Annotated in this window: 17 protein-coding genes and 1 riboswitch; of the genes, 16 read left to right on the top strand and 1 reads right to left on the bottom strand. The window is 48.4% G+C overall.

The features are described from left to right. Positions 1–369: 369 nt before the first annotated feature. From secA to IC21_RS09055, 16 genes are all read left to right on the top strand, one after another. On the top strand, positions 370–2,886 hold the full coding sequence (gene secA / locus IC21_RS09135; RefSeq protein ID WP_029142507.1) for a preprotein translocase subunit SecA: 2,517 nt from the start codon (positions 370–372) through the stop codon (positions 2,884–2,886). Between the two features lie 91 nt (positions 2,887–2,977). Beyond that, positions 2,978–4,079, top strand: a protein-coding gene (prfB, locus tag IC21_RS09130) for a peptide chain release factor 2 (RefSeq protein ID WP_142236797.1) whose coding sequence is annotated in 2 segments (ribosomal slippage) — positions 2,978–3,049 and positions 3,051–4,079 — 1,101 coding nt in all. Because the reading frame shifts where the segments join, the coding sequence is not laid out codon by codon here. Positions 4,080–4,219: 140 nt separating this feature from the next. Continuing rightward, a complete protein-coding gene (locus IC21_RS09125) occupies positions 4,220–5,083 on the top strand; it encodes a YitT family protein (RefSeq protein WP_029142509.1) in 864 nt (287 codons plus the stop codon). A gap of 57 nt (positions 5,084–5,140) precedes the next feature. Further along, on the top strand, positions 5,141–5,500 hold the full coding sequence (gene cccB / locus IC21_RS09120) for a cytochrome c551 (RefSeq protein ID WP_073193863.1): 360 nt from the start codon (positions 5,141–5,143) through the stop codon (positions 5,498–5,500). 437 nt (positions 5,501–5,937) lie between these two features. Next, positions 5,938–6,624 carry a cell division ATP-binding protein FtsE gene (gene ftsE / locus IC21_RS09115; protein ID WP_029142511.1) on the top strand — a complete coding sequence of 229 codons (687 nt, stop codon included), beginning with the start codon at positions 5,938–5,940 and terminating at the stop codon, positions 6,622–6,624. After that, positions 6,614–7,498 carry a permease-like cell division protein FtsX gene (gene ftsX, locus IC21_RS09110; protein ID WP_029142512.1) on the top strand — a complete coding sequence of 295 codons (885 nt, stop codon included), beginning with the start codon at positions 6,614–6,616 and terminating at the stop codon, positions 7,496–7,498. Before ftsE ends, ftsX begins: the two co-directional genes overlap by 11 nt. 144 nt (positions 7,499–7,642) lie before the next feature. Continuing rightward, on the top strand, positions 7,643–8,986 hold the full coding sequence (locus IC21_RS09105; protein WP_029142513.1) for a murein hydrolase activator EnvC family protein: 1,344 nt from the start codon (positions 7,643–7,645) through the stop codon (positions 8,984–8,986). A gap of 228 nt (positions 8,987–9,214) precedes the next feature. Next, positions 9,215–10,660 carry a cardiolipin synthase gene (cls, locus tag IC21_RS09100; RefSeq protein WP_029142514.1) on the top strand — a complete coding sequence of 482 codons (1,446 nt, stop codon included), beginning with the start codon at positions 9,215–9,217 and terminating at the stop codon, positions 10,658–10,660. 97 nt (positions 10,661–10,757) lie between these two features. Then, positions 10,758–10,865: riboswitch (SAM riboswitch) on the top strand. A gap of 103 nt (positions 10,866–10,968) precedes the next feature. Next, positions 10,969–12,267 carry an O-acetylhomoserine aminocarboxypropyltransferase/cysteine synthase family protein gene (locus IC21_RS09095; protein ID WP_029142515.1) on the top strand — a complete coding sequence of 433 codons (1,299 nt, stop codon included), beginning with the start codon at positions 10,969–10,971 and terminating at the stop codon, positions 12,265–12,267. Between the two features lie 260 nt (positions 12,268–12,527). Beyond that, positions 12,528–13,511, top strand: a complete 984-nt coding sequence (locus IC21_RS09090) for a homoserine dehydrogenase (protein WP_029142516.1) — start codon at positions 12,528–12,530, stop codon at positions 13,509–13,511. Between the two features lie 444 nt (positions 13,512–13,955). Further along, positions 13,956–15,392 carry a S41 family peptidase gene (locus IC21_RS09080; protein WP_029142518.1) on the top strand — a complete coding sequence of 479 codons (1,437 nt, stop codon included), beginning with the start codon at positions 13,956–13,958 and terminating at the stop codon, positions 15,390–15,392. A gap of 268 nt (positions 15,393–15,660) precedes the next feature. Continuing rightward, on the top strand, positions 15,661–16,857 hold the full coding sequence (locus tag IC21_RS09075) for a PDZ domain-containing protein (RefSeq protein WP_234969567.1): 1,197 nt from the start codon (positions 15,661–15,663) through the stop codon (positions 16,855–16,857). Positions 16,858–17,115: 258 nt separating this feature from the next. Continuing rightward, positions 17,116–18,066, top strand: coding sequence for an ABC transporter permease (locus IC21_RS09070; RefSeq protein WP_029142520.1), 951 nt, complete (start codon positions 17,116–17,118; stop codon positions 18,064–18,066). Continuing rightward, the gene (locus tag IC21_RS09065; protein WP_029142521.1) at positions 18,059–19,009 is read left to right on the top strand and encodes an iron chelate uptake ABC transporter family permease subunit; all 951 of its coding nucleotides are present in this window, start codon (positions 18,059–18,061) and stop codon (positions 19,007–19,009) included. Before IC21_RS09070 ends, IC21_RS09065 begins: the two co-directional genes overlap by 8 nt. Further along, positions 19,003–19,761, top strand: coding sequence for an iron ABC transporter ATP-binding protein (locus tag IC21_RS09060; RefSeq protein WP_029142522.1), 759 nt, complete (start codon positions 19,003–19,005; stop codon positions 19,759–19,761). Before IC21_RS09065 ends, IC21_RS09060 begins: the two co-directional genes overlap by 7 nt. Before the next feature lie 14 nt (positions 19,762–19,775). After that, positions 19,776–20,714, top strand: coding sequence for a siderophore ABC transporter substrate-binding protein (locus IC21_RS09055; protein ID WP_035176375.1), 939 nt, complete (start codon positions 19,776–19,778; stop codon positions 20,712–20,714). A 56-nt stretch (positions 20,715–20,770) separates the two neighbouring features. Here IC21_RS09055 and fdxA read toward each other — a convergent pair whose 3' ends face one another. After that, positions 20,771–21,007, bottom strand: coding sequence for a 4Fe-4S ferredoxin (fdxA, locus tag IC21_RS09050; protein ID WP_026104642.1), 237 nt, complete (start codon positions 21,005–21,007; stop codon positions 20,771–20,773). Positions 21,008–21,286: the final 279 nt, after the last annotated feature.

Here is a 21,286-nt window from a genome sequence, read left to right as displayed (position 1 = left end):
CAAGTGAAGCACGGTAGCCGAAAGTGTACAAAAAGAGTGTCTTGGAATACCCGATATTTAAACCTTGTCGAGAAAAACTTGACACATACTCTCCGGGTTCTTTTGTTGTATGCGCTCCGTTTCAGTGTTACAATACAATAAGGTATATTTCAGGAAACAAAATACACGCACCCGGCAAATCCTGGGCTGTATCATCGGAATTTTCCCCAAAAAGCATGGAAACCCTGATTTAACATGGCCGGGAAAACCCGGCGGAAAAAGAGACGCAGAAAAGAAACTGTGCTATAATTAATATTTAAAAGTCATGGCAATTACAATGATAGGGCCGAAACAGTCCTGTTTTGATACTGAAATAAAGGAGCGTTTTGAATGGTGGCTTTTTTGGACAAAGTTTTTGATGCCAACAAACGTGAACTGAAACATCTTGAGAAGATCGCAAACCAGATTGAAGAATTGGCGTCGGATATGGAAAGGCTGTCGGATGAGCAGCTGCGCGACAAAACGGAAGAGTTTAAGCAGCGTTACCAAAACGGCGAGAGCCTTGATGACCTGCTTGTGGAAGCTTTTGCGGTTGTCCGGGAAGGCGCCAGGCGTGTGCTCGGGCTTTATCCTTATCATGTCCAGCTGATGGGCGGTATTACGCTCCATGAAGGAAATATTGCCGAAATGAAAACCGGTGAAGGGAAAACGCTGACCGCCACGATGCCGGTTTATTTGAACGCCCTGTCCGGGAAAGGCGTCCATGTCGTCACGGTGAACGAATACCTGGCGAAGCGGGATGCCGAGGAAATGGGCGAGCTGTATAAATTTCTCGGGCTTACTGTCGGCCTGAATTTAACCAATATGTCGAACGAAGAAAAACAGGCCGCATATGCAGCAGATATCACATACGGAACGAACAATGAATTCGGCTTCGATTATTTGCGCGACAATATGGTGCTTTACCAGGAACAAAAAGTGCAGCGGCCGCTTTATTTTGCGGTCATTGATGAAGTCGACTCGATTTTAATCGATGAAGCGCGGACGCCGCTTATAATTTCCGGACAAGCTGAAAAATCGACAGCACTGTATACACAAGCGAACGCATTTGTGCGTACATTGGAAAAAGAAAAAGATTACACTTATGATGTGAAAACGAAGAGTGTGCTGCTGACGGAAGAAGGCATCACGAAAGCTGAAAAATATTTTCACATCGACAACCTGTATGATCTCCGCAATGTGACGATCAACCACCATATTAACCAGGCACTGAAAGCCAATGTTGCGATGCACCGGGATGTCGACTATGTCGTGCAGGACGGGGAAATCATCATCGTCGACCAGTTCACCGGCCGTCTGATGAAAGGCCGCCGGTTCAGTGAAGGGCTGCACCAGGCGATTGAAGCAAAAGAGGGCGTGGAGATCCAGAACGAAAGCATGACGATGGCCACGATCACGTTCCAGAACTATTTCCGGATGTATGCGAAGCTTTCCGGGATGACCGGTACGGCGAAAACGGAAGAAGAAGAGTTCCGCAACATTTATAACATGCGTGTTGTCGTGATCCCGACAAACCGCCCGATCATCCGCGACGACCGGCCGGATTTGATTTACAAAACGATGGAAGGCAAGTTCAGGGCCGTTGTCGAGGATATTAAGCAGCGCCACGATCTCGGCCAGCCGGTGCTTGTCGGGACGGTTGCAATCGAAACGTCTGAATTGATTTCCCAAATGTTGAAAAAGAGAGGCGTCCCGCATAACGTGTTGAACGCGAAAAACCATGCGCGTGAAGCGGAAATCATCAAACAGGCAGGGCAAAAAGGCGCGGTTACGATTGCGACAAATATGGCCGGGCGCGGTACCGATATCAAGCTTGGCGAAGGTGTCGTGGAACTGGGCGGCCTTGCCGTCATCGGAACCGAACGCCATGAATCAAGGCGGATCGACAACCAGTTGCGCGGGCGTTCCGGACGCCAGGGAGATCCCGGGGTAACACAGTTTTATCTGTCAATGGAAGATGAACTGATGCGCCGCTTCGGATCGGATAATATGAAGAGCATGATGGAACGGCTCGGTATGGATGATACGCAGCCGATCCAGAGCAAAATGGTGTCGCGCGCCGTTGAATCCGCACAAAAACGGGTGGAAGGCAATAACTTCGACGCCCGGAAACAACTGCTCCAATATGATGATGTCCTCCGGCAGCAGCGCGAGATCATTTATAAGCAGCGCGATGAAGTGCTGACGGCGGATAATTTGCGTGAAATCGTTGAAAAAATGATCCGTTCGGTCGTAGAACGCGTTGTAAACGCCAATGCGCCGCTCCATGAAGATGAGGAAGAATGGAACTTGCAGGGCATTGTCGATTATGTCCTGACCAATCTGCTGCGTGAAGGCGACATCACACGGGAAGATTTGCTTGGAAAAGAACCGGACGAAATGGTTGACCTTATCATGGCAAAAGTGAAGATGCGCTATGATGAAAAAGAAGAAGCATTCGGGCCGGAACAGATGCGCGAATTTGAAAAAGTCATTTTGCTCCGCTCCGTTGACTCAAAATGGATCGACCATATTGATGCGATGGACCATCTCCGTGAAGGGATCCACTTGCGCGCGTATGGCCAGATCGACCCGCTGCGCGAATACCAGTCGGAAGGCTTTGCCATGTTTGAAAATATGGTTGCATCCATCGAGGAAGATACGGCAAAATATATTATGAAAGCAGAAATCCAAACCAACCTGGAGCGGCAGGAAGTGGCAAAAGGCCAGGCTGTCGTGCCGGGCGGGGAAGAAACCGCTGTGAAGAAAAAACCGGTCCGCAAAAAAGTGCGCATCGGCCGGAATGACCCTTGCCCGTGCGGCAGCGGCAAAAAGTATAAAAACTGCCACGGCCGGCTTGAGGCTTAAAATCAGGCAGGCATACGCAAAAAAAGAAGGGGCAAAACGCCGCCCTTCTTTTTTGCGGAAAACAGCAGAAAAAATTAATGAGGTGAATGGAATGGAATTATCGGAAATCAGAGCAGAATTGGAAAATACAGCTAAGAAATTAGCGGGTTTCAGGGGGTCTCTTTGAATTAGAAGAAAAAGAGACGCGCATTGCCGAATTGGAAGAAAGAATGCTGGAGCCTAACTTTTGGGACGACCAGCAGGAAGCGCAGAAAATTATTGATGAATCCAATGCTTTAAAAGAAATGGTAAACGGCTACCGTGAACTCGAGTCGCAACAGGAGGATCTCGAAGTCACGTACGAACTGGCCAAAGAAGAAAATGACCAGGAACTGAAAGAAGAGCTTGAAGCTGAGCTTGAAGGGTTTACGGAAAAATTAAATGAATACGAGCTGCAGCTGCTTTTAAACGGGCCGTATGATGCGAACAATGCGATCTTGGAACTGCATCCCGGCGCGGGTGGTACGGAATCCCAGGATTGGTGTTCCATGCTGCTCAGAATGTATACACGCTGGGGCGAGAAAAAAGGCTTTAAAGTCGAAACCCTCGATTACCTCCCGGGCGACGAAGCCGGTGTGAAAAGCGTCACCCTCCTTTTCAAAGGGCATAACGCGTACGGTTATCTTAAAGCGGAAAAAGGCATTCACCGCCTTGTCCGGATCTCGCCGTTTGATGCAGCCGGCCGCCGCCACACTTCGTTCGTCTCGTGCGAAGTGATGCCGGAAATAGACGACAACATTGAAGTGGAAGTCCGGCCGGAAGATTTGCGTGTCGACACATACCGGGCAAGCGGGGCAGGCGGCCAGCACATTAACAAAACGTCTTCGGCTGTCCGGATTACCCATATTCCGACCGGAATTGTCGTCTCCTGCCAATCGGAACGTTCGCAAATTCAGAACCGCGAACAAGCCATGAAAATGCTGAAAGCGAAATTGTACCAAAAAGAAGTAGAAGAGAAAGAGAAACAATTGGCGGAAATCCGCGGCGAACAGAAAGAGATCGGGTGGGGCAGCCAGATCCGTTCTTATGTTTTCCATCCATATTCCATGGTAAAAGATCACCGGACAAATGTTGAAACAGGGAATGTCCAGGCGGTGATGGACGGCGAAATTGATCTGTTCATTGATGCTTACCTGCGCTCACATATTTCGTAATAAGAAAAAAGTTTTCCTGAAAATTGAACGCATGACAGGCCCGGATGCCACAATGCCAGAAAATATATGAGGGGTGCGAAACAAGCGGTCCTGTATATTGGTGTGTGGCATCCGTTTTTTTTATGAAAAGGGGGATGGACATGGCAAAGAAAAGGAGAAAACCGGCGAACAAATACCGGACGATGATGATGGAATATGGATACATACTTGCCGGGTCGGCAATTGTCGCGATTACATTTAATGTTTTCCTGCTTCCGAATAATATTGCGTCCGGCGGCGTCAGCGGGATCAGCACGATTTTTCACGGGCTGTTCGGATGGAAGCCGGCCTATGTGCAATGGGGGCTTAACATTCCGCTGTTTCTTGCCGGCCTCATTTTTTTAGGTTACCAATTTGGCGTCAAAACACTTGTTGGCACCGTATTTTTGCCGTTTGTTGTTTTTTTGACGGAAAATTGGCAGCCGTGGACGCATGATGCACTGCTGGCTGCACTGTTTGGCGGAATCGGTGTCGGAGCGGGGCTCGGGATTGTGTTTCTCGGCAGGGCTTCAACCGGCGGAACCGATCTGGCCGCGCAAATTATCCATAAATTTACCGGCATCTCACTCGGGAAATGTGTGCTTGCGATTGACGGGCTTGTTGTCCTGTCAGCAGCTGCTGTTTTCGATATTGAAAAGGGTTTGTATGCAATCATCGGGCTGTTTGTCACAAGCAAGACCATTGACCTCGTCCAGGTCGGCCTGAACCGTTCGAAAAATGTGCTCATTATTTCCGACAAATACGAGGATATCCGGAAAGAGATTTTGTTCCAGATCGACCGCGGGGTTACAAGGCTCCCTGCATATGGCGGATTTACCGATCAGGAAAAACCGATTCTGATGTGTGTCGTCGACCAGTCTGAATTTATTAAGTTGAGAAACCTTGTCAAAACCATTGACGGGAAGGCATTTGTTGTTGTGATGGATGCCGCCGAAGTGCTGGGCGAAGGTTTTAACATGCCGTAGCCGCGCGTTTACGCGTTTTTCGTATTTCTTGCCATGCCCGGGCGGCCATCCGGTATAATGGAAGAAGAATGTGCACAGGAGGGAGGGCTAAGTGTGAAAAAATGGTGCGCAGCTTTGGCGGCGGTTCTGCTTGCAGCCGGGCTTGCTGCCTGCGGGAATGGGTCTCCATCATCAGGCGGCGGGAAAAACACGGCAAGTGGCGGCGATGCCGAAAAACTGGCAGACCAAAAATGTTCTGCCTGCCATGGCGACCAATTGCAGGGGAACGTCGGGCCGAATTTGCAGCATATCGGTTCTAAGCTTAGCGAAAAACAGATTTTAAATGTCATTGAAAACGGAAAAGGAGATATGCCGAAAGGGCTTTTAAAGGGAGACGATGCCCAAAAAGTCGCCAAATGGCTCTCCAAGAAAAAATGACAAAAACGGGCCGGTTTCCGGCCCGTTTTTTTAAATGCGGGTCTTAGAAACGGTCTGCTCTGTAACATCTGAAAAAAAGCCGGTCCAGTAAGAGATAAGAAGCGAGCGTAACGCAATCTTTTTGAAAAAAATGAAAAAATAAAATTCGCTTATTAGGAAATTTGAAACAAAACTGTAATGTCGCTTAAGGCAAGGGATGCTATAATGGTTAATGTGCGAATTTCGAGCAATTATGCGGATTCTCGCGCGTTGAAAAGAGAAAAAAGTCAAATTTTATGCAGAAAGGCTTTTACGCAGCCTTTTCTTACAGCAAATCATCCCGTGCGGATCTTTTACTGGGACGGGTGTGCAGGTATTGCAAAAATTGGCGTTTTTTGCCGGTGCCGTTGACACATTTTTCATTTCGGCATGCTACATTGAAAAAGCCAGGTGAGGAAATGATAGAATTAAAAGACGTCTATAAAAAGTACCCGAACGGTGTCATGGCCGTGAGCGGGTTAAATATAAAAATCAACCAGGGCGAATTTGTTTATATCGTTGGCCCGAGCGGCGCAGGCAAATCCACGCTCGTCAAACTGATTTACCGCGAAGAAAAGCCGACAGCAGGGGATGTCATCGTGAACGGCGTCAATCTTTCAAAGCTCCGGGACAAACGGATTCCTTATTTCCGGCGGCAGATCGGTGTTGTATTCCAGGATTTTAAGTTGCTGCCGACATTGACTGTATATGAAAATATCGCGTTTGCCCTCGAAGTGATCGAGCAGGAACCTTCCTATATCCGGAGCCGCGTTATGGAAGTACTCGACCAGGTCGGGTTGAAAAATAAAGCAAGAATGCTGCCTTCTGAGTTGTCCGGCGGTGAACAGCAGCGGGTTTCCATCGCCCGTTCCATCGTCAACATGCCGAAAGTGGTCATTGCGGACGAGCCGACTGGAAACCTCGATCCGGAAACTTCATGGGACATTATGAAAATCCTCGAAGACATCAACGTAACCGGGACAACGGTTGTCATGGCTACCCATAACCGTGATATTGTAAACACAAACAAGCACCGCGTCATCGCCATTGAAGGCGGGAAAGTGGTACGCGATGAGCAGCTGGGAGGTTACGGTTATGAAGATTAATACGCTTAAACGCCACTTCCGGGAAAGTTTTAAAAGCCTTGGCCGGAATGGCTGGATGATGTTTGCATCGGCAAGTGCCGTAACGATTACCCTGCTTCTGGTCGGCGTATTTTTTGTCATCATCCTGAACATGAATAAATTTGCTTCCGATATTGAAAACGACGTGGAAATTCGCGTCCATATCGATTTAGCGGCAAAGGCTGCCGACAGGGAAAAGCTGGAGAGCGAGATTGAGAGCCTGGATGCCGTCAATTCTGTCAAGTTTTCTTCTAAACAACAGGAATTAAAAGAATTGATTAAAAGAATGGGTGATGATTTTAAACTGTTCCAGCAGGACAACCCATTGTATGATGTATTTATTGTCAAAACAAAGCAGCCGACAGACACGCCGAAAGTTGCAGCACAAATTCAAAAAATGGACCATGTCGAATCCGTCATTTATGGTAAAGGAAAAGTGGAAAAGCTGTTCCATGTTTTAAGTATCTGCCGCAATGTCGGGGTTGTGTTAATCATTGCCCTGCTCCTTACGGCGATGTTCCTTATCTCGAATACGATTAAAATTACGATTTTTGCCAGAAGAAAAGAAATCGAGATTATGAAACTGGTAGGGGCGACAAACTGGTTTATCCGCTGGCCTTTTCTTCTCGAAGGGCTCTGGCTCGGGATCCTGGGGTCCATTCTGCCGATTATGCTGATTTCCTTCGGCTATTACTCCGTTTATAAAATCGTGGAGCCGAAGCTTCAAAACAATATTATCCATATGCTTGATATCAGCCCGTTCATTTACGGCATAGACGGCCTGCTGCTCGTGCTTGGCGTCTGCATCGGAATCTGGGGAAGTTCGATGTCGATCCGCCGTTATTTGAAAGTGTAACGGGAACGGCAGGGATGTATTCCGGTCCCGTCCGCCTGATTTTTATGCTATACCCTTTTCCGTTCGTTTTAAAACATAGGAAAAACGGGGCGTTGCGTCCCCGGATACATAAAACAAAACCATATTGCTCTGAGGGGGAAAAAGATGAAGAAGCGTTCCATTCTGCCTGCTGCCGTTGTATGCACGCTCAGCTTGGGCGGCCTGTTCGGCTACCAGTCCAATGCGAGTGCGGCAGGAGATTTGCAGCAGAAAAAAAGCGAGATTGAGAGTAAACTTTCCAATGTCCAATCCGAAATGGACAAAAAAGACAACCAGATTTCCAACATTCAAGAAAAGCAGGCTTCTCTCGGCAGCCAGCTTGAGGCGATTGAGTCTAAAATTCAATCGGCGAACAAAAAAATCAGCGAGCAGGAACAGAATATCAGCACAACGAAAAGCCAAATTGCTGATCTGAAGAAAAATATCGCCGAAATCAAAAAGCGGATTGAAGACCGAAACGCCATTTTAGAAGACCGCGCCCGCGCAATGCAGAAAAACGGCGGCGGTTCGGTTAATTATTTGGATGTTTTTTTGGAAGCGAAAAGCGTCGGTGATTTTATTGACCGCTTTTCGGCAATGAAGACATTGGTTGAAGCAGACCGGCAAATTTTGGAAGAACAGAAAAAAGATGAACAGGATTTAAAAGACAAACAGGCATCAGTAGAGAAGAAACTGTCCGATTTGGAATCGATGCTGTCTGATTTACAATCATTAAAAGACAGTCTGAAACAGGATGAGAGCGAGAAATCGGCGTTAATCAAACAGCTGGACAAACAAAAAGATAGCCTCAAAGAAGAGAAAATGTCGCTGAGTGAACAAAAGAGCATCCTGGCTGACCAGAAAGCTTCCATTGAAAAAGCGATTGCGTTTGCGAAAAAGCAGGCTGAAGCAAGAAAAGAGGCGGCGGCAAAAGCAGATGCAGCAGCAAAGGCTCAAACGAATACGAATGCAGGATCAACAGGTTCGAAAGCAGGAACAACCAGCGCTGCATCATCGGCCAGCCCAAGTTCTGGGAGCCATTCCGGCGGGCCGCTTCCGGAAGTCTCTTCCGGGGCCTTTACACGTCCGGCATCCGGATATATTTCATCCGGATTCGGCGAGCGCTCCGGCGGGTTCCATCCGGGCGTTGACATTGCCAACAGCATCGGGACACCGGTTGTCGCTGCAGCCGACGGTGTCGTGTTCAGGGCGTACCGCTCTTCTTCATACGGGAATTGCGTCATGATCACCCACTATATTAACGGGAAGTTGTACACGACCGTTTATGCCCACTTGAGCTCGTACAGCGTCAGCACCGGGCAGCACGTTAGCAAAGGGCAGCAGATCGGCGCAATGGGAAATACCGGGGAATCAACAGGGCCCCATCTTCACTTTGAAATTTATAACGGCCGCTGGACACCGCCGCCACATGCCGGTGCCCAAAACCCGAGAAACTACGTTAACTTTTAATAAAGGCGTGAAAAAGAACCGTATCTATTGGTGCGGTTCTTTTTGCATGCAATGGCAGGGAAAGTGCTGTATGATAGGTAAGACGCAAATATTATGGTATGATACAATTGTTATTTTTGCTGCGCAAACATATCCTATATCAATTTCAAAACACTTCACCGTGTTCCCGGATACCGGCCGGGAACAAACCTACAACAGGAACAAAGGGTGTACGAAAAGGAGAACGCAATGATTGTAACGGTACTATTGGTTATCTTGTTTCTTTTGAATTTTATTCTGGCAGGAACCGTTATTTTCCTCGAACGGCGGGATGTCGGCGCAACCTGGGCCTGGCTTTTGGTGCTGCTATTCCTGCCGATTGCCGGCTTTATCCTGTATTTGATATTCGGGCAAAATTTAAGCCGCCGGAAAATTTTTGACTGGAAGGTACAGGAGAAGATCGGCATTAAGGAAATTTCCCAGCAGCAGATTGAACTGCTGCGCGAAAACCGGTTTCCGTTTCATGATGAGCGGACAGCCCAGTATAAGGATCTCGTTTATATGCTGCTGATGAATGACGGGGCGATCCTTTCCCAGGACAATCACGTCGATATTTTCACAGACGGCAGAAAAAAATTCCAGGCTTTATTTGAAGACATCCGGAATGCAAAAGACAGTATTCATCTTGTATATTATATTTTCCGGAATGACCGTCTCGGCCATGAATTGATTGAACTGCTGTCCCAAAAAGCAAGAGAAGGCGTAAAGGTGCGGCTGCTTTATGATGATATGGGATCGCGGATGCTGTTCCGCCGCAAATTTTTCCGGCCGCTGATTGAAGCCGGAGGGGAAGTGGCGGCCTTTTTTCCAGCCCGTATCCCGCTCATTAATTTGCGCGTCAACTTCAGAAACCATCGGAAATTGGCGATTATCGACGGACGGGTCGGTTATATCGGCGGTTTTAACGTCGGGGATGAGTATCTTGGCCTGAATAAAAAATTTGGTTATTGGCGGGACACGCATTTACGGATTTCCGGGAGCGCTGTTTATGCCATGCAGACCCGCTTTATTTTAGACTGGAATCAGGCATCGCCGCATGATGTGAAAAATGAAGAACGTTATTTCCCGGTCATCCCGCCGCAGGGGGAAACCGATATCCAGATTGTCTCAAGCGGCCCCGATTCCGAATGGGAGCAGATTAAAAACAGCTACATTAAGATGATTAATTCCGCCAAAAAATATATTTATTTGCAAACACCGTATTTCATTCCGGATGACAGCCTCCTGAACGCGCTGACGCTTGCCGCTTTATCCGGAGTGGATGTCCGGATTATGATTCCAAATAAACCGGACCATATGTTTGTCTACTGGGCGACGCTTTCCAACATCGGCCAGCTGTTAAAAACGGGCGTCAAAGTGTACATTTATCAAAATGGGTTCATCCACGCGAAAATGATTGTCGTAGACGGGAAAATTGCTTCCGTCGGCACGGCCAATATTGATGTGCGCAGTTTCCGCCTCAATTTTGAAGTGAACGCCGTGCTGTACGACCGCGAGCTTTCCGGCACACTTGCCGGCATTTTCCGGGACGACATGGCCAAATCAACCGAATTAACGCTCCATGTTTACCAGAACCGGCCGCTTTATGTACGGTTTAAAGAGTCCATTTCCCGGCTGTTATCGCCAATTTTGTAGAAGAAAAAGAAAATTTTTCAAAAAAGGTTGACGGTTTGCCATTGGTCTTCTATAATCTTAAACAATAAGTCATTCAAAATTGAATTATGAAAAGAAACTCTTATCGAGAGCGGCGGAGGGACTAGGCCCTGCGAAGCCCGGCAACCTTCAGGCATTTGCCTGAAAAGGTGCTAATTCCTACAGACATGCGTCTGAAAGATAAGGGAGGAACTTACATACATTGTAACCCTCTTCCCTTACGAAGAGGGTTTTTCATTTCCTCTTCCATCTTTCGCAGGAAAATTTTAAAAAACCAGGAGGATTTAAAAATGACACAATCATCATTACAACCGGAAACTTTATTGCTGCACGGGGGCCAGGAACCGGACCCGGCGACAGGCTCGCGCGCCGTGCCGGTATACCGGACGACTTCTTACGTTTTTCCGGATACAGAACATGCAGAGGGCGTCTTCAATTTATCAAAAGAAGGTTTCATTTATTCCCGCCTTGGCAATCCGACTGTGGATGTGTTTGAAAAACGCGTTGCCGCACTGGAAGGCGGAACGGCGGCTGTCGGTTTATCATCCGGCGCGGCGGCTATTGCCTTCTCCATTTTGAATATTGTGCGTGCGGGCGACGACATCGTATCCGCCAGCAATCTTTACGGCGGCACATATAATTTGTTTGCCGTGACATTGCCGAAATACGGCATTAACGTCAAGTTTGTGGACGGGTCTGACCCTGAAGCGTTCCGCCAGGCGATCACCCCGAAAACGAAAGCATTGTATGCGGAAATTATCGGCAACCCAAGCCTGCAGGTGCTCGACGTGGAAAAAGTGGCGGAAGTTGCCCATGAAAACGGCATTCCTTTGATTGTCGACAACACGTTTGCTTCTCCGTATGGCTCGAATCCGATCAAATGGGGAGCGGACGTGGTTGTCCATTCGGCGACAAAATGGATCGGCGGACACGGAACGGCGATCGGCGGTGTTGCCGTTGACGGCGGGCATTTTGACTGGAACACAGAGAAATTCCCGGACTTCAGCGAACCGGATCCGAGCTACCACGGCTTGCGCTACGGCGTCGACACGGCACAGGCTGCGTTCGCCACAAAACTTCGCGTTCAGCTTTTGCGCGACTTCGGGCCGGCTTTAAGCCCGGACAACGCCTTTTTATTCCTGCAAGGGCTTGAAACGCTGCATTTGCGCGTGGAAAGGCATAACGAAAATGCGTTGAAAGTCGCGGAATTTCTGAAAAACCATCCGGATGTTGCATGGGTCAATTATCCGGGCCTTGAAGACCATCCGTCCCATGAGCTGGCGCAAAAATATTTAAACGGCGGCTACGGCTCCATTGTTAACTTCGGTGTGAAAGGCGGCCGGGAAACAGGGAGGCGCGTGATCGACAATATCAAGCTGTGGTCGCATGTAGCGAATGTCGGCGACGCGAAATCGCTGATCATCCACCCAGCAACGACTACGCATTCGCAGCTGAGCGATGAAGAACTGGAAAAGTCAGGGGTCACGGGTGATTTGATCCGCTTGTCTGTCGGGCTCGAAGCCGTCGAAGATTTGACAGCCGACCTCGATCAAGCCATTACAAAAGCGACGGCCGTTACAGCCCGGTAAAAGCAGGTAACGGGCCAGGCAGGTTCGTGCGAAGGCCGCCACGGCGAATGCCAACAGGCGATCCGGAAAACTTGCACGGGATCCGTTCCGGGCTGATCCCACTATACAATTTTGTCGGCACGGACGGCCTGCACACCTGTTCCGGATCGGGAGCTTATGGGTGCCGGCTGCACCGGAGACCGCCGGGCCGCTTGATGTTTTAAATGAACAAAACGCTTCAGAGGCGAATAGCGCTATATTGCAGGGAGGTTTTTGGATAAATGAGGGTGATTAAAGCAGCGCTGCTCGGCTTCGGGACGGTCGGCCAGGGCGTGTGTGAAGCCGTCCGGACCCACCGGGAGCAGCTGAAAGAAAAGCTGCATGCCGAGGTAGAGATTGCAGCGGTTCTGATCAAAAACCCCCGTAAAAAGCGGAACATTGACAGTTCTGTGCTCGTCACGACGGACTTCCGGGAAATTCTTGCCATTCCCGGCCTTGAAGTCGTGTTTGAAGCGATTGTCGGGGAAGAACCAGGCTTTTCTTACTGTTTACAAGCGATTGAAAAAGGCTGCCACGTCATTACTGCCAATAAAGTCATGTTTGCAAGATATGGGAATGTGTTGCTTGAAAAAGCGAAAGAAAAAGGCGTGTTTGTCGGTTATGAAGCGACAACCGCAGGCGGCATCCCTGTGATTCGGACGATTTCCCAGCAGCTTCAGGTCAATGACATCCAGCGTGTGCAGGCGATTTTAAACGGCACATCCAATTTTATTTTATCGGAAATGCGCGAAAAACATCTTCCGTTTGAAGAAGCGTTGGAAATCGCCAGGCAGCACGGCTATGCAGAAGCTGACCCGGGCAATGATGTGGAAGGGCAGGACGCTTTTTGCAAGCTGATGATCTTAAGCCGGCTCGTATTCGGAACCCAGCCGGACTGGGAGAAAGTAGAAGTTGAAGGTATAGGCGGGCTCTCGCTTGCGGATATTGAAAAAGCGGATCGGAAGGGGCTCCGTTATAAGCATATTGCGGACATATACCGTGACGGCGGCACGCTGAAAGCATCCGTTAAGCCTGTCCTTATTCCTTCCGAACATGCCCTTTATGCGGTGGAAGGCGTCAACAACGCCGTCACAATTTACGGCAGCCTGGTTGGAAAAATTACCCTTACCGGCCCGGGTGCCGGAAAATTTCCGACAGCCAGCGCCATGATTGAAGACTTTGCAGCAGGTTACCGGCCTGTTCCGCAATTGGATGCCGTTTCGTGAACCGGTTATCCGGGCGGATTTAAGTTCCTTTGTGATTCTAAGATAGCATTTCAGCGAGGGGAGAACCCCTCAACCTCTTTTCGGCTTCTTCCGTTTTTGCTTGCTCGGCTTGGCGGGAGAGGCTTCTTTTTTTACCTGTTTTGAATCCAATTGGCGAGAAAGTGACGGTTTACCCCGTTTTGAATCTAATTGTTTATGGCCTCATCCGCCGTTCGTGCCGTTTCGTGGACAGCATGGCCGGATGTCGTATCCCCTAAAGAAACCGGAGCCCGTTTGCAACACCCATTTTTTCGCTTCACGGCAGCCTGTTTTGCACCTTCTGCGGGACTTTCACCGGCTTTTTCCGCTGCCCGGCATATGCCCCCCGGCTTGTACATATATTGAATTATCGAGAGGAAGAGCCCCGCTTTTTGGCGGCGCTTCTTGTACAAGGAGGGCATCACCATGAAACGAAAATGGCTGGCGCTTGCGATTTCGGGATCGCTGCTTGCCGGTGCAGGCGGCGGCTATACGGCGGGCCAATGGTTTTTACAAAAGGACAAGGCAGCCCCCGCCCGCCAGGAAACAACCGGCGGGACAAGCAATATGCCGGATCTCGCAAAAATTGCCCAGGCATACCAATTAATTAAAAGTTCCTATGTCCGGAAAGTTGACGAAAAAACACTCGTGGAAGGCGCAATCAAAGGCATGGTCAGTACATTGGACGATCCGTATTCCGTCTATATGGACAAAGAGACAGCTGCGCAATTCAACGACACGCTGGATTCCTCTTTTCAAGGCATCGGCGCTGAAATCACCAAAAAAAACGGAAAAATACTGATTGTTTCTCCTTATAGAAACTCCCCGGCCGAAAAAGCGGGACTGCGCCCGGAAGACGTAATTACAACAATCAACGGAAAAAGTACGGCAGGCATGGACTTATATGAAGTGACAACACGAATCAGAGGAAAAAAAGGCTCCAATGTGAAGCTGGGCATTTCAAGGGCCGGTTCCGGCAAACAGATGACAGTGACGGTCAAACGTGATGAAATTCCGCTTGACACGGTCTACTCGAAAATGAAAAAGGCAAACGGGAAAAAAATCGGTTATATCGGCATTACCCAGTTTTCAACAGATACGGCAACAGATTTTGCGCAGCAGCTCGAAAAACTTGAAAACCGCGGCATGGAAGGGCTTGTCATTGATGTACGGGGAAATCCGGGCGGCCTTCTTTCCAGTGTTGAAGCGATTCTCAAGCAGTTTGTCACAAGGAACAAGCCGTATTTGCAAATTGAGGAACGGAGCGGGCACCGTGTCCAGTATGTGTCCAAACTGAAGAAAAAAAAGGCTTATCCGGTTGCGGTCCTCGTCGATAAAGGTAGCGCAAGCGCTTCTGAAATTATGGCGGCAGCGCTTCATGAAACGGAAAATTATCCATTAATCGGCGCCAGGACATTTGGCAAAGGGACGGTGCAGGAAGCGGTGCCGATGGAAGATGAGAGCATCATCAAACTGACCATGTTTAAATGGCTTACGCCCGACGGCCATTGGATCCATCATAAAGGCATTGCCCCGACGATTGAAGTGAAACAGCCGGATTATTTCGATGTCCAGGCTTTGCAAATCAGCCGCATGTTGAAAAAGGATATGAACAACGCCCAAATCAAAACCGCCCAGCAAATGCTAAAGAGCCTTGGCTTTTCGCCGGGCAGGGAAGACGGTTATTTCGATATCCAGACGGAAAATGCCGTTAAGGCGTTCCAGTTTGATAAAGGCCTTCCGGCAACCGGCAGCATCAATCAAAAAACGGCCGACGAATTGGAAAAATCGCTGTACAAAATGGCGCGCGAGGAAAAAAATGATTTGCAGCTGCAAGTGGCGTTAAAGGTTGTCAGCAAATAACGCCGCTTCAGCGGGCCGGGCTGCAAGCCAACATTCAGCAAATTTGCTTCTTCCTGCTCTCGCTCCTCATGTTTTTGCCAATTTCTGGCTTGTTTCAGCTTTTTGCATGGCGCGGTGCCGGCATGAGGATATTCCCGGAGCAGTTGCATAAGCGGTGATGCCGGTTTGGACAGAAAATCTGTGAGCCTGGAAAAAAACCCGGAATTTCGAAGCGCTTTTCGCCAAAATCTGCTAAAATAATACTACAAATAGGTACGTGCGGGGGATGGTGTTTCGGTTGGAACAGATTTGGCTCATTGAAGTGTTAAAAGGCATCGGAAGATTTTTTCTCCATCCGATATTCTATTATGCGCTGTTGCTCGCGCTCGTTTCGGGTGCGGCAAGAGTGAAGCGGGAAAGAAACGATTTTCATATCAGGGTTTATAAAGGATCGCTTGAACTGCGGTCTTTATTTCCTGCCGGGCTCGTATGCGGGCTGATCCTTTCCGCTCTCTCAGTGGCGGCAGGGTTTCAAGTGTCATGGCCTGTTCTTGCTGTGGTGGCGGCTGCGACGATTTTATTTTCGCTCGTGGGCCAGTTCCGGTTTCTCTCACCGGCATTTACCGCGGGCATACCGGTACTCCTGTTTTTTGTTTTCACATGGCTGCCGGTTCAACTGCCGGATTGGATGAGCGGCATAACCGATGCGATGGTTGCCGGGCTTTCCATTTTAGCAGGCCTTCTTTTGTTAGCGGAAGGCGTGCTGTTGAGGACAAGCGGCACGAAGCATGTTTCCCCGAAACTGCGGAAAAGCCGGCGCGGTTTGAATGTCGGCGCATTTGTGGCCAAAAAACTCTGGCTTGTGCCGGTCGTTTGTTTTCTGCCCGCAGGCCCGCTTTCGGTCAACGCTTCATGGTGGCCTGTTGTGAACTGGGGTGGGCATACGTTTTCACTGGTGCTTGTCCCGTTTTTAATCGGTTTCCAGCACCAAATCCAGAGCACTTTACCGCAGTCTGCATTGAAGCGGATCGGAACCTGGGTTATTTGGGCGGGCATCATGACGACCGCAATCGGAGCAGCAGGGCTCTATTTTCCTTATTTTCCTGCAGTAGCAGCCGTTTTTGCCATTGTCGCGAGAGCATGGATCTCCATTCACCACCGGATGCGTGAAAACAACGCGCCGTATTATTTTACACAGCAGAACAACGGCATGATCATTTTAGGGATCATACCGGGATCAAAAGCGGAAAAAATGGGGCTTTCAATCGGTGAAGTGATTTCCAAATGCAACGGGGAGCCCGTTCACAATACGGATGAATTCTACCGCGCCTTGCAAAAAAGCTCGGCTTATTGCAAACTGGAAGTCATCGGCACGAACGGGGAAATGCACTTTGCCCAGGGCGCGCTTTATGAAGGCGAACATCACGAACTCGGCATCCTGACCGTAGAAAACAACCTCAACGGGGAACCGAACCAGGTGGGATGAGAGGAAAATGAAAGCGGTGGAAACTTCCAAAAGGAGGTTCCGCCGTTTTTTTATGAAAAAAATGGCGTACAGAAACTTTTTCAAGAGGCCGGGTGCATTTTCAATGGCCATGATGCCAACCATTCCGGATACTACGGAAAGCACAATAAAAATATTGGAAATATAATTGACAATGATTCTCACTATCAATATAATTATCATTGATAATGAAAATCAATTACAACGAGCTGACAAAAGGAACGGGGGAGTACGAATGGAATGAAAAAAAGATATTTAGTGCCCCTGCTTGCCGTCCTGTCCATCATTTCAATTTTCATCGGCGCAGAAAATATCAGACCGGCGGATATGCTCCATTTAAGCAAGGAGCAGACGGAAATTTTGCTGGCAAGCCGCCTGCCGCGCCTGATCAGCATTATCATTGCGGGCATGGGCATGAGCATCTGCGGCCTTGTGATGCAGCAGCTGACGAGAAATAAATTTGTCTCCCCGACGACAGCCGGCACGATGGACTGTGCCCGGCTCGGCATTTTGGTTGCGATCATCCTGTTTTCTGCGGCAAGCCCGCTGATCAAAATTGCGGTTGCCTTTTGCTTTGCCCTGGCCGGCACCTTGCTGTTCATGAAAATACTGGGCCGGATTAAATGGAACGATACAATTTTCATCCCGCTTGTCGGGCTGATGTTTGGCAATATCGTAAGTTCTGTATCTACTTTTTTTGCGTATAAATACGACTTAGTCCAGAGCCTTTCTTCATGGCTGCAAGGCGATTTTTCAGGCGTACTGAAAGGGAAGTACGAGATGCTTTATTTAGCAGTTCCGGCCGTTTTGGTCGCGTATGTGTTTGCCAACCGGTTTACGGTCGCCGGCATGGGGGAAGATTTTGCCAAAAATCTTGGCTTGAATTACAAGCAGGTGATCAATATCGGCCTTGCCCTTGTCGCGCTGATTACTTCGGCAACGGTACTGACAGTCGGCACCATCCCGTTTCTGGGCTTAATTATTCCAAACATTGTGTCCATTTATCGCGGCGACCATATGAAAAAAAGCATTACGGTGACGGCGCTGCTTGGGGCAGTGTTCCTGCTGTTTTGCGATATTTTGGGGCGTCTTGTCATTTATCCATATGAAGTGCCGATCAGTTTAACAGCCGGCATCATCGGGAGTGGCATTTTTGTATATTTGCTGCTGAGGAGGCACGCTTATGCATAGCCGTTCCAAACTGCTTATGCTTGCCGTAATCGCATCAGGCCTCATTGCAGCATACATTTGCATCGGATCTTACTGGGATTTCAACTATATTATCCCGTCAAGAATCCGGAAAATTTCCGCCATCATCCTGACTGGCTGTGCGATTGCCTTTTCGAGCCTTATTTTTCAGACGATTACAAACAACCGCATTTTAACGCCGAACGTGCTCGGGCTGGATTCCCTTTATCTTATGATCCAGACGGCGGTCGTTTTCGCAATGGGAGCCAAAACGCTAACGATGATGCAGAGCCATGTCAATTTTGTGGTTTCACTCGTGGCGATGGTGCTGTTTTCTGCCGTTTTGTTCCACTTAATTCTTCGCCGGAGCAGGCAAAATATGTATTTTCTGCTTTTGATCGGGATGATTTTTGGCACTTTATTCGGCAGTTTCACTTCTTTTATGCAAATGCTGATCGATCCGAATGAGTTTCAGGTGCTGCAGGATAAAATGTTTGCCAGCTTCAACAATGTGAATGTCCATTTGCTGTGGGTTTCTTTTGTGCTTGTTGTATTGTGCGGGTTGTATTATTTGCGTTTTGCCAAGTTTATGGATGTGATGCTGCTCGGGCGGGATCAGGCGGTCAACCTTGGTGTTGATTATAACCGGGTAGTGCGGCATCTGCTTTTGATTGTCGTCATCCTTGTCTCCGTCTCGACGGCGTTGGTCGGGCCAATCACATTCCTTGGCCTGCTCGTTGTCAACGTCGCTTATCAATTTTTTGATACATACCGGCATACAATCCTTATACCGGGTGCAATGCTGATCAGCGTCGTCTTCCTGACAGGAGGGCAGCTGCTTGTGGAAAGAGTCTTCCAGTTCTCTGTTCCGCTCAGCGTCATCATCAATTTTGCCGGGGGCATCTATTTTATTTACTTACTTTTAAAGGAGAGTCGCGCATGGTAAATGTGATGAATGTCTTAAAAAGCTATGGGAGCAAGAAGGTCATTGACCATGTGTCTGTTAAAATTCCAAAGGGAAAAATCACTTCTTTTATCGGGCCGAATGGTGCCGGAAAAAGCACCTTGCTTTCGATCATCAGCCGGCTTGAATTTTCGGATGAAGGGGATGTGTACATAGACGGGGAGGCCGTCAGCCATACAAACAGCAAAAAGCTGGCGAAAAAAATATCCATCCTTAAGCAGTCCAACCATATGAACATTCGGCTGACAGTAAGGGAACTTGTCGCATTCGGGCGTTTCCCGCATTCAGAGGGGCGGCTCACGGATGCAGACCAAAAAATAATTGATAAAGCGATTTGTTATATGGAATTGGAAGAATACGAGAACCGGTACTTGGATGAACTGAGCGGCGGGCAGCGGCAGCGCGCTTACATCGCGATGGTGCTGGCCCAGAACACCGAGTATATTTTGCTTGATGAACCGTTAAATAATCTCGATATGAAACATTCGGTCCAGATTATGAAAGTGTTGCGCAAGCTTGCCGATGAGCTTGGGAAGACCGTTTTAATTGTCATTCACGACATTAATTTTGCATCGTTTTATTCGGATTACATTGTGGCGATGAAAGACGGGAAAATCGTGAAACAGGGAAAAACGGATGACATCATTCGCCCGTCTGTTTTAAAGGAAATTTACGATATGAATATCCAAATTCAGGATTACTGCCAAAATAAATTTTGCTTATATTACGGATGAAAAGAGGATTCGCGATGAGAAAGAGCTATTTGGCTGTCATGATGGTTTTGCTGTTAGCGGTATTTGCTGCCGGGTGCGGGACAAAAGAGAGTGCCGGGGGCAGCAATGCCTCAACAAAGAAAATAACGGTAAAGCATGAACTCGGAACCACAAAAGTTCCGGAAAATCCGAAGAAAGTCGTCGTGTTTGACTACGGCGTGCTGGATTCAATGGATAAGTTGGGCATTAAAGTGACGGGCGTACCGCAGGACAATCTTCCGCCATATTTGAAAAAATACAAAAGCAGCAAGTATGAAAATGTCGGCGGCCTCATGGAACCGGATTTTGACAAGATCAGTGAAATCCATCCGGACCTGATCATCATTTCCGGCAGGCAGCAAGACAACTACAATGAATTTAAGAAAATTGCCCCGACCGTTTATATGGGGCTGGATACGGCAAAGTATATGGATTCCTTTAAAGAGAACATGGAAACACTCGGCAAAATTTTCAATAAAGAAGATGCCGTGAAAAAACAACTGGCCGGTATTGACGATTCGATCGACAGCCTGCATGCAAAAGCGGAAAAAGTGAACGGCAAAGCGCTGATTGTCCTGACGACCGGCGGAAAGGTGAGCGCGTTCGGGCCGGGTTCGCGATTTGGCATCATTCACGACGTATTCGGTGTGCCGGCTGCGGACAAACACATCAAAGCATCCATTCACGGGCAGAATGTGTCATTTGAATATATCGTGAAAACCAATCCGGACTATTTGTTTGTCATTGACCGTGATGCAGCCATCGGGCAGGGCGGAAATGCCAAGAGCATCATCGAAAACGACCTCGTCAAGAAAACGAATGCTTACAAGAACAAACATATCGTTTACCTTGACCCGGGCTACTGGTACCTTTCCGGCGGCGGGCTCGTCTCCGTATCCGAAATGGTGAAAGAAGTCCGGAATGCGATTGATTAAGCCGTGCCAACGCCCGGTTTTAAAAATAACCCCCGCATATGGTGCGGGGGTTATTTTTACTCTGAATAAAATTTGCGGGCTTTTTCCAGGAAGGCCATATCCTCTTCTTCCAGTTCTTCTTCATGATAGATGGCTTCTACCGGACAAACTGCCTGGCAAGCGCCGCAATCGATGCAAATATCCGGGTCGATAAAGTACTGGTCTTCCCCCTCGGCAATACAATCCACGGGGCATACATCCACGCATTCGGCCGCTTTTTCGCCGATGCACGGTTGGGTAATTACAAATGCCATTTTCCAGATCACCTTTTTCCTATATGTTAATCATTATCCGTCTAGCGTTGCGTTTATATCCATCCATTTTGCCAGCCGGACATCCCCGGGCCGGCAGGGTGACAATACGCAATATTCGAAGCCGGGCGTCCATGTTTTATCTTTTAACGATCATTTTTAATATAACAAAATGGTAGGAATCTTTCAATTAGTATGTGTCAAGTTTTTCTCGATAAGGTTTAAATATCGGGATTCCAAGACACTCTTTTTGTACACTTTCGTATAGATTGATAACGGGGG

The sequence above is a fragment of the Heyndrickxia coagulans DSM 1 = ATCC 7050 genome (genome assembly GCF_000290615.1).
Taxonomy (GTDB): Bacteria; Bacillota; Bacilli; order Bacillales; family Bacillaceae_C; genus Weizmannia; species Weizmannia coagulans.
The sequence above is the reverse complement of the archived record's forward strand: the minus strand, read 5'-3'. Positions and strand labels throughout refer to the sequence as shown.

Bases quoted from the DNA above. Each gene is read 5' to 3' on its own strand.
- IC21_RS09065 (WP_029142521.1), top strand. From the start codon at position 18,059: ATGCATAGCCGTTCCAAACTGCTTATGCTTGCCGTAATCGCATCAGGC.
- ftsX (WP_029142512.1), top strand. From the start codon at position 6,614: ATGAAGATTAATACGCTTAAACGCCACTTCCGGGAAAGTTTTAAAAGC.
- IC21_RS09125 (WP_029142509.1), top strand. From the start codon at position 4,220: ATGGCAAAGAAAAGGAGAAAACCGGCGAACAAATACCGGACGATGATG.
- cls (WP_029142514.1), top strand. From the start codon at position 9,215: ATGATTGTAACGGTACTATTGGTTATCTTGTTTCTTTTGAATTTTATT.
- cccB (WP_073193863.1), top strand. From the start codon at position 5,141: ATGGAAGAAGAATGTGCACAGGAGGGAGGGCTAAGTGTGAAAAAATGG.
- IC21_RS09060 (WP_029142522.1), top strand. From the start codon at position 19,003: ATGGTAAATGTGATGAATGTCTTAAAAAGCTATGGGAGCAAGAAGGTC.
- IC21_RS09105 (WP_029142513.1), top strand. From the start codon at position 7,643: ATGAAGAAGCGTTCCATTCTGCCTGCTGCCGTTGTATGCACGCTCAGC.
- IC21_RS09055 (WP_035176375.1), top strand. From the start codon at position 19,776: ATGAGAAAGAGCTATTTGGCTGTCATGATGGTTTTGCTGTTAGCGGTA.
- IC21_RS09080 (WP_029142518.1), top strand. From the start codon at position 13,956: ATGAAACGAAAATGGCTGGCGCTTGCGATTTCGGGATCGCTGCTTGCC.
- ftsE (WP_029142511.1), top strand. From the start codon at position 5,938: ATGATAGAATTAAAAGACGTCTATAAAAAGTACCCGAACGGTGTCATG.
- secA (WP_029142507.1), top strand. From the start codon at position 370: ATGGTGGCTTTTTTGGACAAAGTTTTTGATGCCAACAAACGTGAACTG.
- IC21_RS09090 (WP_029142516.1), top strand. From the start codon at position 12,528: ATGAGGGTGATTAAAGCAGCGCTGCTCGGCTTCGGGACGGTCGGCCAG.
- IC21_RS09070 (WP_029142520.1), top strand. From the start codon at position 17,116: ATGAAAAAAAGATATTTAGTGCCCCTGCTTGCCGTCCTGTCCATCATT.
- fdxA (WP_026104642.1), bottom strand. From the start codon at position 21,007: ATGGCATTTGTAATTACCCAACCGTGCATCGGCGAAAAAGCGGCCGAA.
- IC21_RS09095 (WP_029142515.1), top strand. From the start codon at position 10,969: ATGACACAATCATCATTACAACCGGAAACTTTATTGCTGCACGGGGGC.